The organism is Corynebacterium sp. UMB10321, from assembly GCF_030228725.1.
GTDB classification, from domain to species: Bacteria; Actinomycetota; Actinomycetes; order Mycobacteriales; family Mycobacteriaceae; genus Corynebacterium; species Corynebacterium pseudogenitalium.
In genome coordinates this window covers 308,523-320,650 of the sequence record NZ_JASOZC010000002.1, presented here as the reverse complement: position 1 = coordinate 320,650, position 12,128 = coordinate 308,523, and the positions used below count along the sequence as shown (strand labels likewise).

Annotated in this window: 11 protein-coding genes and 3 tRNA genes; 8 read left to right on the top strand and 6 right to left on the bottom strand. The window is 56.3% G+C overall.

Annotation, left to right across the window (positions count from 1 at the left end):
• Positions 1–103 precede the first annotated feature (103 nt).
• The 3 genes from QP752_RS04480 (at position 104) to QP752_RS04470 (ending at position 362) form a co-directional block, all read left to right on the top strand.
• Positions 104–177 (top strand) — tRNA-Cys (locus QP752_RS04480).
• A gap of 5 nt (positions 178–182) precedes the next feature.
• Positions 183–254: transfer RNA gene (locus QP752_RS04475), tRNA-Val, on the top strand.
• Between the two features lie 32 nt (positions 255–286).
• A tRNA-Gly gene (locus tag QP752_RS04470) sits at positions 287–362 on the top strand.
• Positions 363–472: 110 nt separating this feature from the next.
• Here the strand turns inward: QP752_RS04470 and QP752_RS04465 are convergent.
• Positions 473–1,447, bottom strand: coding sequence for an asparagine synthase C-terminal domain-containing protein (locus tag QP752_RS04465; RefSeq protein ID WP_284804630.1), 975 nt, complete (start codon positions 1,445–1,447; stop codon positions 473–475).
• Positions 1,437–2,732 carry a hypothetical protein gene (locus QP752_RS04460; RefSeq protein ID WP_070478961.1) on the bottom strand — a complete coding sequence of 432 codons (1,296 nt, stop codon included), beginning with the start codon at positions 2,730–2,732 and terminating at the stop codon, positions 1,437–1,439. The genes QP752_RS04465 and QP752_RS04460 overlap by 11 nt, the downstream gene beginning before the upstream one ends.
• Positions 2,733–2,782: 50 nt before the next feature.
• On the opposite strand from QP752_RS04460, the gene QP752_RS04455 reads away from it, so the two are divergent.
• The 3 genes from QP752_RS04455 to msrB are packed head-to-tail and all read left to right on the top strand — an operon-like array spanning position 2,783 to position 5,236.
• Entirely contained in the window at positions 2,783–3,538 is a 756-nt protein-coding gene (locus QP752_RS04455; RefSeq protein ID WP_070479004.1) for a pyrimidine reductase family protein, read from the top strand.
• A gap of 23 nt (positions 3,539–3,561) precedes the next feature.
• A complete protein-coding gene (locus tag QP752_RS04450) occupies positions 3,562–4,878 on the top strand; it encodes a glycosyltransferase family 87 protein (protein WP_284804627.1) in 1,317 nt (438 codons plus the stop codon).
• Positions 4,817–5,236 carry a peptide-methionine (R)-S-oxide reductase MsrB gene (gene msrB, locus QP752_RS04445; protein WP_070976779.1) on the top strand — a complete coding sequence of 140 codons (420 nt, stop codon included), beginning with the start codon at positions 4,817–4,819 and terminating at the stop codon, positions 5,234–5,236. Before QP752_RS04450 ends, msrB begins: the two co-directional genes overlap by 62 nt.
• Positions 5,237–5,291: 55 nt before the next feature.
• Here the strand turns inward: msrB and hemQ are convergent, their stop codons facing one another.
• Positions 5,292–5,993 carry a hydrogen peroxide-dependent heme synthase gene (gene hemQ / locus QP752_RS04440; protein WP_070362360.1) on the bottom strand — a complete coding sequence of 234 codons (702 nt, stop codon included), beginning with the start codon at positions 5,991–5,993 and terminating at the stop codon, positions 5,292–5,294.
• Between the two features lie 189 nt (positions 5,994–6,182).
• Between hemQ and QP752_RS04435 the strand changes: the two genes are divergently transcribed.
• Positions 6,183–6,758: a DUF3000 domain-containing protein gene (locus QP752_RS04435; protein WP_070362359.1), complete on the top strand. Its 576-nt coding sequence runs from the start codon at positions 6,183–6,185 to the stop codon at positions 6,756–6,758.
• Positions 6,759–6,775: 17 nt separating this feature from the next.
• Positions 6,776–7,972, top strand: a complete 1,197-nt coding sequence (locus QP752_RS04430; RefSeq protein ID WP_284804623.1) for an HRDC domain-containing protein — start codon at positions 6,776–6,778, stop codon at positions 7,970–7,972.
• 12 nt (positions 7,973–7,984) lie between these two features.
• Here the strand turns inward: QP752_RS04430 and dxs are convergent, their stop codons facing one another.
• The 3 genes from dxs to QP752_RS04415 all read right to left on the bottom strand — a co-directional run bounded on the left by dxs (position 7,985) and on the right by QP752_RS04415 (position 12,112).
• The gene (gene dxs / locus QP752_RS04425) at positions 7,985–9,922 is read right to left on the bottom strand and encodes a 1-deoxy-D-xylulose-5-phosphate synthase (protein ID WP_070478956.1); all 1,938 of its coding nucleotides are present in this window, start codon (positions 9,920–9,922) and stop codon (positions 7,985–7,987) included.
• Between the two features lie 73 nt (positions 9,923–9,995).
• The gene (locus QP752_RS04420; RefSeq protein WP_083290926.1) at positions 9,996–11,249 is read right to left on the bottom strand and encodes a class I SAM-dependent RNA methyltransferase; all 1,254 of its coding nucleotides are present in this window, start codon (positions 11,247–11,249) and stop codon (positions 9,996–9,998) included.
• Positions 11,249–12,112, bottom strand: coding sequence for a DUF3710 domain-containing protein (locus tag QP752_RS04415; RefSeq protein ID WP_070478954.1), 864 nt, complete (start codon positions 12,110–12,112; stop codon positions 11,249–11,251). Before QP752_RS04415 ends, QP752_RS04420 begins: the two co-directional genes overlap by 1 nt.
• Between the last annotated feature and the right edge of the window lie 16 nt (positions 12,113–12,128).

Genomic DNA, 12,128 nt, shown 5'->3' with positions numbered 1-12,128 from the left:
GGATGTAGCGCAGTTGGTAGCGCATCACCTTGCCAAGGTGAGGGTCGCGAGTTCGAGTCTCGTCATCCGCTCCAAGTACTTTCAGTACTTCGGAGGTACTCACGGTGGATTGGTCGAGTGGTTAGGCAACGGTCTGCAAAACCGTGTACACGGGTTCGATTCCCGTATCCACCTCCAACCTCGCGCGATTAGCTCAGCGGTAGAGCACTACCTCGACACGGTAGGGGTCACTGGTTCGATCCCAGTATCGCGCACAGAGCCGCACAGCTCTTTTCAAAATGTGCATGCGGATGTAGCGCAGTTGGTAGCGCATCACCTTGCCAAGGTGAGGGTCGCGAGTTCGAGTCTCGTCATCCGCTCCACATAGGCTCACGCCCTCGGGATTCCCGAGGGCGTGTGTTTTTCTCATATCGGTTGGACGCTGCGGTTTCAGCGTGCCCTGACCCACATATATCTAGGGACGTGGGCCCTCCTACTCACCGCGCGCCTGGGTTTTCAGCTGTTCGAGGAACATGCGAGCCACCGTAAACTCCAACGGTTCCCTCATCGGGTCGGAGTACGTCTTCTCCCCCGCCCGGCGCGTCAGCTGTTCCCGTACGAGCGTGACGATGGCGTCTACGCCTCCTGATGAGACTTGCATCGGGTTTTTCGTGGTCTGCACGAGTTCCGGACTGATTCCCATGTCTGCAGCGATGCGGCGGAAGAGCGCCTTGTCTTGTGCGATGTCGGCCCCACGGATGACTCGTGGGTGGATGCGCAGTGCGAGGTCGACTGCCTCGTGTGTCTGCCAAACCTGAATGTGGCGCTCGGGGTCTGCGATGAGGCGCTCGTAGAAGTCCGGGATGAAACGTTGCCTGGTGAAGTTTGCCTTGATCCCTCGGCGTACCTGGTCATCCCACAGTTGGAGGTAATTGTCGGCTGCTGTATCGATGGTTTTTCCGCCGAGAAACAGTGCGTCCGCACCTGCCCCTGTGATGAGTGCGCCGTCGGCATGATACTCCTGCCTGCACGTGTCGATGGCTACCAAAATGGCCCCAGAGAGCACTTCCCAAGGTTCCACGGTGTCGAGGCGCTCGATGGTTTCCTTGAGCAGCGTCTCCAGCGCTTCCCCGCGTGGGGCGACGACGTGATGCTCGAAGCCGAGTGCGCGGGCCACCTCACTCGCCACCTTGGTCTCCTCCGCTGCCTGTTGCGAGGAGTCTTGACTGAACGTCACCGCGAGGACGTCGGTACGCAGTTGGGCGAGCACCGCGGCGATGAGGATCGAGTCGACGCCGCCGGAGAGCATGAGAGTGGGGCGCCCCGGCCAGCGCCCGAGCACCGCTGTGAGGCGTGCACGCAGGTAGTCGACGACAGCGCGTTTAGCTGGCGCATATTCGGTGATCTCGTATGTACCTAGCTCGATGCTGCGCTCGTCGGCGACGTATTCGCAGCCTTTATCCGTCACAGCCAATTTTCGTCCTTTCCTCAAGCGCTGCAATTCGCTGCTGCAGCTCTCGTATTTGTTTCCGTCGCGTTTTCATCACCACCGGTTCGGCGTGCGTATGGCGGTAGACCGCCACGTGCACCATCCAGGAGAATGCGCCCAGGATGACCCCGGCGGTAAGGATCAGGCCGAAGCGTTCAAAGGTGCCAATCTGTTCTAGCCCTGCGAGCGAGATGTTGAAAGACAGCACCCCAATGACAGCGAGGAAGACAGACAGAATCTCTATGCTCCGTAAGAGACTGTTGCGTGACTCTGCTTCAATCCTCTCCGACATCCGCTCTACTTCGGCGCCGACGTGCGCAAGCTCTGCATCTACACGTCCTTGAATGGAGTTTTGTACCTGCCGTTCGGTGGCAATCATCATCCGGTAGGAGACGAACTCCCCGTGCAGCGCTGTGGCATCCGCGGGTAGGTTCTTAATGGCCATCTGCACAGAGTGAAGTGCCTCGGCGTAAAAGTCGTCCCGGGAACGAACCGTGTGTCCCGAGAACACGTCGGAGCGTGGTGCTGCTTCGATGGCTGCCATGCGGCGGTATCCCTCGGCACGCCGGTAGTGCGCGATGTAGTCGTTTGGCGAGTGATAGCGCAAGATTGCCTCAGAGAAGGCGAGTATTTGCTCCCCATACTCGGTGTCTGGGTAGAGCCACAACCCGTGGAGCATGAGATGTTTGAGCTTCAGTGGCACTTGTTCCAGCTGAGAAACGGCATGCTCGTTCCCGTCGCTGGGTGGGGCTCCCACGGCGTCGAAGACGTGCTGCGGGTCAATCCTACGACCCGAGAGCAGCCTGGCGAAGGTGAGAAAAACCTGGTTGAGGTTGACGGTCACCGACAGGTTGTGGAAGCGCAGGGGCGCATCGTTCGCCATATCGAGTACGCGCCGGATGCCATCGTGGTCGAAGTTGAAGCGATGGAGTTGCAGCTCGATAAGGATGAGCGCGAACTCTGCAGTGCGAGACTGCCTTGCCCATTCCGGCAACAGCCGAAGCCATTCCTCGTTGTGCTCACCGAGGCAGCGCTCACGTGCCTTCCATGTTGCGTCGGTCACGGCGTTGAACATCGCTTCAAACGCATCGATTTCACGGTAGACGGTCTCACCGAACACCGCGTCTGCAAGTACGCAGACCTGCTGTTTCCAATCGGCATCTGCCACGTCTGGGTCAAAGAGCGCTGCGAAGAGCCGGTCAGGGTTCTCGCCACCTATCCATACCCGCTGCGCCTCTTCCACGAGCGGAAAACGATCGAGCACGTGCTGTCTCCTTTTAAAATCCTGGCAGTCAGATGTGTACGCTTGACGCCATGATAGACGCGAGCCGCACTTTCGAACCAGCTGAATTGCTGGGCACTGTGCTGCCCGCTTCAGTCCCGGAACTGCGTCTGCTTGCGGTCATGACACTTTCCGGCGCGGCCTCTCTCGATGGCACCTCCCGCTCCCTTGGCAACGCCATCGATGCCGCGCTGCTCAACCTGCTGCGTGTGTGGTCCGACGCTGTCTTAGTCGGTGGAGGCACCGCGCGGGCGGAAAACTACTTCGGAGTCAAGTGCACCGACGAGGACAAGGCCGAACGTCGGTCCCGCGGGCAGGCGGAGGTCCCACCGCTTGCGATCATCACCGAAAGCTTCGAGTTTGACGTGGACACACAGTTGTTTTACGACACGGAGGTGCCTCCGCTTTTCCTCGCTCCGGAGCACCACGTCGACGATCCGGAGCTCGCCGAGCGTCGAGAAGCACTCCTGCACGCGGGCGGCCGCATTCTGTCCACTGGCGATGGCACTGCACGCTCAATTATCGATGCCCTGCACGCCCAGGGCTTTAACCGCATCGTTTGCGAGGGCGGACCTGGACTCTACGACATGCTCCTGACTGCTGGGCTCGGTGACATTTTGCACCTGACCATCGACCCTACGTTGCAAGGCAAGGTAGAAAAGCCCCTCTTCGGCGGAGGTGGAGACTATGCCACCCCGCTCGAGCTCGAAGACGTGCGGGTGAGCGAGGACTCGACGATGTTCGTGCGCTACCGTCTGTGGGGCACTGCTGCTTCCCACGAGGGGTAACTGCATTCGGTACTGTTATGCAAGTGACGTACGCACAAGACACTCCCCCCGCCTGGGCGCAGCGCCTGAACAACATCTGGACCGCTCCTGCCCCACAGAATGGCTCGCACACCACAGCGGCAACGCGCACGCTACAAACCGCCGCTAACGCAGCTGCCTGGCCACTGGCACTTCTGCTCATCATCCACCGAGTTGCCGTTCTTGCAAGGCACGGCTCCCAGACCGACGACTTCACCACCGTGTGGGCTGCCACCCGTCGCTTTGTCGAGCGCGTCCCCGTCTACAACGAGGTGTATCACCACGTCGATCCGCACTATCTTTACAATCCTGGAGCTACGCTACTGCTCTCACCTTTGGGCCTGTTTGACGACGCCTCGCTGATCCGTCCACTCTTTGTTTTAGTAAACACCGCCGCCATTCTTGCGGCACTTGGAATCCTCACGAAGCTCAGTGGAAAACCGCTGAGCCACCCGCTGCTACCTATCAGCATCGTGCTCAGTTTCTGCACCGAGTCAGTTGTGAACACACTCGTCTTTTCGAACATCAATGGTGTATTGCTGCTCCTCTTTACCGTATTCCTCTATAGCTATACTCACAGGCGCTTTGTGTTGGCTGGCGTCTGCCTAGGCCTCGCCATACTGGTCAAGCCGATGTTTGCCCCCTTGGTGGTGTTGCCACTCATGCAACTCCGCTGGCGTTGCGTCGTACCGAGTGTCCTAGTTCCCGTGCTCTTCAACGTTGTCGCATGGCCAATGACACCGGGCGCCCGCGATTACATCGATGTCGTCGTCCCCTATCTAAAGATCACCCGCGACTATGCCAATTCATCGCTTGCCGGCTTCACGACTTACTTTGGACTTCCAGCGCAGTTCTACGACGCACTATTCGTCTTTTTCGGCATCACTGTCGCTATAGCGGTCCTAGGGCTTGCCCGCTGGCGCTGGTCAGACGAGCTCCTATGGCTCACGTTTAGCTCCACGGTGTTACTCGCGGGTGTATGTTTGCTCTCGTCCCTCGGCCAGGCTTACTACTCGATGATGCTCTTCCCGGCGGCTTTCACTGTACTTTCAGCACGAAGCCCAATGCACACCAGCGGCCCCTGGATCGGACTATTTTTCTGCCTTGCACCGTTACAATGGACGACACTTCGAAACCCTCTCATCGGGAACTGGATTACTACATTCCTCCCCACATTGGGTTGGGCTGTGTTCATCGTATCGACGGCCACCTGGGTACTCACAACAGTGTTCACAACAAAGAAAGGCGAAAGAGACCCTCATGACAGAGAATCGTTTTCAGCAGATGACGGAAGCAGAGTGGAAAGCTCACCTCGCCCCTGAGGAATTCCGTGTACTTCGGCAAGCCGGCACCGAAGCACCTGGAGTTGGTGAGTACACCGACCATTTCGAAGAAGGCATCTACGTGTGCCGTGCATGCGGCGCAGAGTTGTTCCGCTCTACAACGAAGTTCGACGCCCACTGCGGGTGGCCAGCGTTCTACGCTCCTGATAGCGAAGCCGCCGTCATCAAGCGAGCCGATTACTCTCTCGGGATGGTAAGAACTGAGGTGCTTTGCGCTCAATGCCATTCCCACCTGGGGCATGTATTCGAGGGTGAGGGTTTCAACACACCAACCGATCAGAGATACTGCATCAATTCAATTTCTCTGAAGTTTGATGCCCCAAGAAAAGACGATTAAAGAACTCCCCCAGCGCCGAGATGCGCTGAGGGAGTTTTTGATTTCGCAATGCCAGCTACGGCAGAACCTTTATGACGTCAGCAATGCTTGCGACGCGGCGACCGGTCTGGAACGGGATTTCTTCTCGGACGTGAAGGCGCGCTTCTGTGTAGCGCATCGTCTTCATAAGTGACTCAATACGCTCCAGCGTGTCCGCCTCGAACGAAAGCATCCACTCATAGTCGCCAAGGACAAAGGCCTCGACGGTGTTGGCACGAACGTCTGCATAGTCGCGTGCTGCCATGCCATGCTCCATTAGGATCTTGCGACGCTTCTCAGGCTCCATTACGTACCAGTCGTATGAACGAACGAATGGGTACACCGTAATCCAGTCCTTCGGATCCTCCCCCATGATGAAGCTCGGAAGATGCGACTTGTTGAACTCCGCAGGGCGGTGAATTCCATTACCGAGCCACGAAACCTCCAACAGCTGACCGAACGCGGTGTCACGGCGGAATCGCGCGAGTGCATCCTGGATGTACTCGAATTCCTCCGCATGCCACCAGATCATGAAGTCCGCGTCAGCCCGAATACCAGTGTTGTCATAGATACCACGTACGACAACTTTCCCTTCCTCTTTGAGCTGCTCAAAGAACTTTTCCGCTTCTGCGATAACTTCGTCGCGCTCGGTACCAAGTGCACCTGGGATCGCACGAAATACCGCGTACTGCAGGTAGCGCTGGGTTGCGTTCAGCTTTTCGTAGTCAAGCTTCGCCATTTAAACTCTCCTTCTGAGATTCACGGAAACACGTTGGATGCCAAGGCGACCAACCGTCGCTATAAAAACATACATCAAACGAAAGTACTAGTTCAGTGTACACTTCGCTGCAAACGCTGAATCTTGCCAACCAATATACGGCGCGCCTCGCCCCCTCAAAGCCGCATCCTCATTAGCTTGGTTGGCGTGATGAACTCGGATACCACCTCCCCAAGCGAGAGCGCGTCGACTCCTGCGGAGTTCACCGCAGCGGTCGAATCGATGCATAAGGCTCAAGTGCGCCCAGAAATCTCCATCGGTACCATTCGGCCTCCTCAGCGGCCTGCACCGTTTAGCCACGCCGTTGGGCTTGAGGTTATCCAGACCAAGCCAGACCAAGGTGACGCGTTCGGTCGCCTCATCCTGCTTCATTCCCCCGACGCCGAAGAGGCCTGGGAGGGTTCAATGCGACTAGTCGCCTATATCCAGGCAGATATGGACGATGCTGTCGCGGCGGATCCACTTCTCCCCGATGTGGCATGGCAGTGGCTTAACGAGTCGCTCGATGGCAATGGGGCCGGGTTTACCAACCTTGGAGGTACGGTAACCTCCACAGCTTCCGTCCGCTACGGGGAGATTGGCGGCCCTCCGCGGGCGTACCAATTGGAGATGCGCGCATCTTGGACAGCTGAAGGAATTGATCTGTCATCACATGTGGAAGCGTTTGCAAATGTCCTCAGTTTAGTGGCGGGTCTGCCACCCGAAGGTGTGCGAACCATTTCGTAGCATTAGTATGTGTACGCATGGAAGTGAATTTGTCCTACACCTTTGTCGATCATCCATCGCAGTTTGCCGAGGTAGCTGATCGATTAGCCGAAGGACTTGGTCCTTTTTGTATCGATACCGAACGAGCCGGCGCGTACCGCTACGATGACCGAGCATTCCTCGTACAGATCTACCGCAAAGACGCGGGAACGTTCCTCATTGCCCCTGAGCACTATCGAGACGAGTTCGAACAGTACTTTGCACCAGTCTGCAATGATCAGGAGTGGGTAATACACGCGGCGAGAGAGGATCTACCGTGTCTCGCGCAATTAGGATTACGCCCGTCCACTATTTTCGATACCGAACTTGCAGCACGATTTGCAGGATACCCAGCAACCAAACTTGGCGTGTTGGTAAAGGAGTTTTGCCAAGTCTCACTTCCCAAGCAGCACGGCGATGCCGATTGGTCACAGACACCACTGACTGACTCAATGCTCGAGTACGCAGCGCAGGACGTTATTTACCTGCCCCACCTTGAACAGGCCTTAGTACACCTCCTCGATATGCAAGGCAAACTTGAATACGCGAATCAAGAATTTGCTCATTTGGTAGCTACGCGTTCAAACCCGGGGGTAAAGAAACATTCTTGGCTCGATATACCCCAGGTTTCGGACAAATTATCGGATCTCGAGCTCACTTTGACGAAGTGGCTTTGGGATGCTCGCGATTGTTTTGCCTACGACCAAGACATAGCTCCGGGATTAGTACTTCCGAACAAGATGCTGGTACCACTGGCTCAGTCCCGCCCAACGACCGTTGACGAATTGCTGGCGTTTGACGGTGCAACCCATGCGCTCACCAACTATCCATACTTCTGGCTCGAGACAATCCATGATGCGCTGTTATCCCCATTTGAAACCGCACTGAGGGAACAACTTCGCTTACCTACTAGGAAAAGCATTTGGGAGTGGACAAGGCACAACAAAGTGGCGCTACGTACGCGACAAAACATAAACAATCGGGTCGCCGAAATCGCCGAGACTCTTAAGATCCGCAAAGAGCTGATTTTGACGAACAAGGTCCTCGAACGGACCATATGGACCGCCTTCCACGAACGTCTAGATTGGCCAATGGAATACACCCGTCCCCTGCTCAAGCAGATGGGACTGCGCGAATGGCAAATAGACTTCCTAGCACCTATTTTCGTGGCGGAACAGCCGGAACCTCGCCGCTAGGCAGCGAGTGCCTTATTGATCGCGGTCCTCAAGGCCGCGTACCCACTCGCGAATCTTTTTCGTCGCAGCTGACTCGTCCATACCGAATTCTTCAAAGATCTGTTCCCGGGAAGCGTGCTCTGGGAACACCTGAGGAAATGCAATATGCCGCAGCGGTGTGTCGATTTCAGCGTAGGACAACGCTTCTGCAATTGCTGAACCAACGCCTCCATGCACGATCCCGTCTTCATACACCACGACAAGATCGGACTCAACCGCAAGCTCGAGAATATCAGGGGAAACAGGCACAACCCAACGAGGATCTACCAGGGTAACTCGAACATTGTCCGATTCCAATCGTTCAGCGACCCGTAGTGCCGAATCCGCAAAAACTCCCACTGCAACAATCAACACATCAACTGTCTGGTCACTTTCATCATCTTGCGCAGTCGATGATGGCTCTCGAAGAATATCGACGCCACCTGGCAGCCGCTTAATAGCTGCTCGGTTCTCGCCGACGTTCCCCTTAGGGAAGCGGACGACAGTTGGCCCGTCCTTAACAGTCAAAGCTTCCCTAAACAGTTCCCTTAGCTGCTGCGGATCGCGAGGCGCCGCGACACGAATATTTGGGACGATCGACGTCAGCGCCATATCCCACACGCCGTTGTGGCTTGCGCCGTCCGTACCAGTGACGCCCGCTCTATCGAGCACTACAGTCAACGGCTGCTTGATAAGTGCTGCGTCCATCAGGAGCTGATCGAAAGCTCGGTTCAAAAATGTGGAGTAGACCGCGACAACGGGGTGCAGTCCCCCGAGAGCAAGCCCGCTGGCAGAGGCAATCGCATGCTGCTCCGCAATACCGACATCAAAAAATCTATCAGGAAATTCCTCTGCGAACGGTACAAGGCCTGTCGGCCCAGCCATAGCGGCCGTGATTGCGACAATGTCACGTCGAGTCCTAGCGGCGTCGAGAAGTTCCTCGGTGAAAATTGATGTCCACCCTGGCTTGGACTTCTTCAGAGTTTCTCCTGTAACAGGGTCAATCGCACCAGTGGAGTGCATTTGGTCGGCGATGTTGTTAACTGCGGGGGCGAAGCCGTGGCCTTTCTCAGTCACAACATGCACAATCAAGGGCCCCTCGTAGGTCTTCGCGTACTCGAAAGCGCTTAGCAACGCCGTGAGGTCGTGACCTTCTACTGGCCCAACGTACTTCATCCCCAGCTCCGGGAACATCTCTGTTGGGATAACCTGGGCCTTCACTCCTTCTTTCAGCGCATGAAGCGCTTCAAACGTCCGTTCTCCGACCCAACCCATCGACTTGAGGGTCTTCTTACCGGATTCCATTACGTCGTCGTAGCCGGGTTTCATGCGCAAAGCTGCGAGCTGATCACGAAGGCGAGTCAGGTTGTTCGCAAAACCACCAATAGTTGGCGAATACGAGCGACCATTGTCATTTACGACTATGACTACGTTGCGTTCTGCGGCTGCAATGTTGTTCAGCGCTTCCCAGCACATCCCACCTGTCAGTGCACCGTCACCGACGACGGCGACAACATTTTCGTCGCCCTTGCCCTGAATGTACTTGGCTTTCGCTAAGCCATCTGCAATTGAAAGCGAAGCACTCGCGTGCGATGACTCAGTCCAATCATGTTCCGACTCCGAGCGCGAGGTATAGCCAGAAAGACCGTCTTTCTGACGCAAGGAATCAAACTGACCAGCACGCCCGGTCAGAATTTTATGCACGTACGACTGGTGAGAGGTATCAAAAACGACCGGTTCCGTTGGCGAGTCGAATACGTAATGCAGTGCAATTGTCAACTCGACAACGCCGAGGTTCGGCCCCAGGTGACCTCCCGTTGCTGACACCTTCTCAATTAAAAACTGGCGTACTTCATCAGCGAGATCTGATAATTCCCCAGGCGCCAACGACTTCAAATCCGCTGGCGAATTGAGTTTACCTATCAGTCCCACGGTCCTCTACTTCTCCTTTAGAACAAGCAATAGTTGACGCTAGTTTACACCTTGCGGGGCGCACGCCCCATTCCTAATGAGGACGCAGAGGCTCCAGGCATGCAAGCGTTTCAAAGTGATGCGTTCCTGGAAATGCATCGATGACTTTTATCTCAGTTACGTGATATCCGCATGCTCCCCAACTTGCTAAATCTCTAGCAAATGTTGCCGGATCGCACCCAATGTGAATCACTCGCTGCGGACTCGCCGCTGCGATATCATGAATCACTTTGTCTCCAGCACCAGTTCGAGGAGGGTCGAGCACAACCAGGCCCGCGGGGGGCAAGGATCGAATTCCTGTTTCTACCCGGGAGTTGACTTTGTTGACGTCGAGGCTTGCAAGTGCAGGCTGAGAATGCGCCATCGCGGACTTCGAATAGTCGACGGTTGCAACCGGACCACCACCGAGTGCCGCGGACATGGATGGAACAAAGAGCCCTACTCCGCCATAGAGGTCCCAACCGGAATTGTTCTGATAAGGCCTCCCCGCAAGGGACCACTCACGCACCAGATCTGCATATGCCGACGGTGCACTACGGTGCGCCTGCCAAAACGCAGTCGCCGGAAACTCAAACCTATCGTTTCCGACCATTTCTACGATGTTGCCGGAGCCTTCAACCGTACGGTCTATTCGTTCCACGCGCCGTCCGCGTTGGACTTTGCTCGTTTCAACGACATGCCGGTTCCCGAGAGAATCGATGACGACGACTATCTCAGACCCAGGAGTAAATCGTCGTGCCCCATCGCCAACAATCCCGTCAAACAGTTCCGGCATCGCCTGAGTACAACGCTCGGCGACGACGTCATTGGAACGTGCTTTCCTGAAACCGGCACGCCCCTGCGCATCAGTGCCGAGTCGGATACGCGTCCGCCATCCGGTCGTAGGCGCTAAAGCCTGAACCGAAATGGCGGTGAGATCAATGCCATCAAGCACACCAGATGGACGTGCCATTTTTTCAAGCTGTCCAACAAGTACCTCTGTTTTGGCGGCCCGCTGCAGAGATTCACTCATATGCGCAAAGTCGCAGCAGCCCGCACCTGCCGCAGCAGCAGGACATCCTACCTTCACTCGATCTGGTGAAGTTTGTTGTATCTCGAGCAGTTCACCGCGAGCCCACCGCTTTTTCACTTTCAGCAGTTTGACGGTCGCTGTTTCTCCAGGTAGAGCGCCTTGCACGAAGACAACTCGTCCGTCATTGGCAAGGGCAATAGCCTCACCGCCGTGAGCAAAGGCGTGGAATGTGACTTGAATGCTGTCGCCTGGTGTCAGCGATGGTTGGGCACTCATTAATTATTCTTATTCGCTTCGTTGTTTTGTGCGATGATCTGTTTCAGCGCGTCACTCAGGGCGTTCGGGTTTCCAGCCTGTGGGCTCTGCTGCTGCGACTCCTGCGCAGCCCGCTCCTGTACAGCCTGCTGCACCTGCCGAGCCAACTGCGCAGGCAGGACGACTGGCAAAGAGTTACCCGCCAAAATTGGGTCCGGACCGCGGTAAACAAAGCTGCGTGCTACGACTTCCCGCCCGAGCTCAGCAAGCTGTTCTTCCATTCCCGCCGGAGCGGCCAACGTGACACGGTACAGCCATCGAGGCGCCTCAACACCGATGATGCGGATCACACCGTTAGCGCCAGTACCAACGATTTCGGTTCCCCAGGGGCCCTCTTCAAACTCGACAGGCATGTCCTCGTTCTTCATGCCCTCGGCAATTTCTTCTGCCGATTCGGCCCACAGGCCGCCGTTACGCGGTGCAGCGAAAGCAACCGGAGTGATGCGACCGTACCTGGTAACGATGTGCACCATCTTCGGGCCGTTCTCGCCCATTTCAACCTGCACCTGCGAATCCTTTGGCAGCGGAATCTGCATTGATCCGAGGTTGAGGTTCACCTGGGAGAAGTCAGAAAAATCGAACTCCTCAATGTCGACGTTGTCGCCGTCGAACGGACCGGTAGATCCACTGATTGGATCATAATCGGCAAGAGTACCAGTGGCTGATGGAGTCTGGGATGGATCAGTATCCGCTGCAATCCCCGTGTCCTGAGACTTTGGTGCTGTGACCTCTAGATCGTCGTTGGTCTCTGCCTCCGTCTGAGCGGGGGCAGCGTCTTCCTTCTGCTGGTCTTTCTTCTTTTTACCAAATGGCCACCATGCCATGGGTGATCACCTTTCG

Bases quoted from the DNA above. Each gene is read 5' to 3' on its own strand.
- QP752_RS04430 (WP_284804623.1), top strand. From the start codon at position 6,776: ATGGAAGTGAATTTGTCCTACACCTTTGTCGATCATCCATCGCAGTTT.
- hemQ (WP_070362360.1), bottom strand. From the start codon at position 5,993: ATGGCGAAGCTTGACTACGAAAAGCTGAACGCAACCCAGCGCTACCTG.
- QP752_RS04435 (WP_070362359.1), top strand. From the start codon at position 6,183: ATGAACTCGGATACCACCTCCCCAAGCGAGAGCGCGTCGACTCCTGCG.
- msrB (WP_070976779.1), top strand. From the start codon at position 4,817: ATGACAGAGAATCGTTTTCAGCAGATGACGGAAGCAGAGTGGAAAGCT.
- QP752_RS04420 (WP_083290926.1), bottom strand. From the start codon at position 11,249: ATGAGTGCCCAACCATCGCTGACACCAGGCGACAGCATTCAAGTCACA.
- QP752_RS04415 (WP_070478954.1), bottom strand. From the start codon at position 12,112: ATGGCATGGTGGCCATTTGGTAAAAAGAAGAAAGACCAGCAGAAGGAA.
- QP752_RS04455 (WP_070479004.1), top strand. From the start codon at position 2,783: ATGATAGACGCGAGCCGCACTTTCGAACCAGCTGAATTGCTGGGCACT.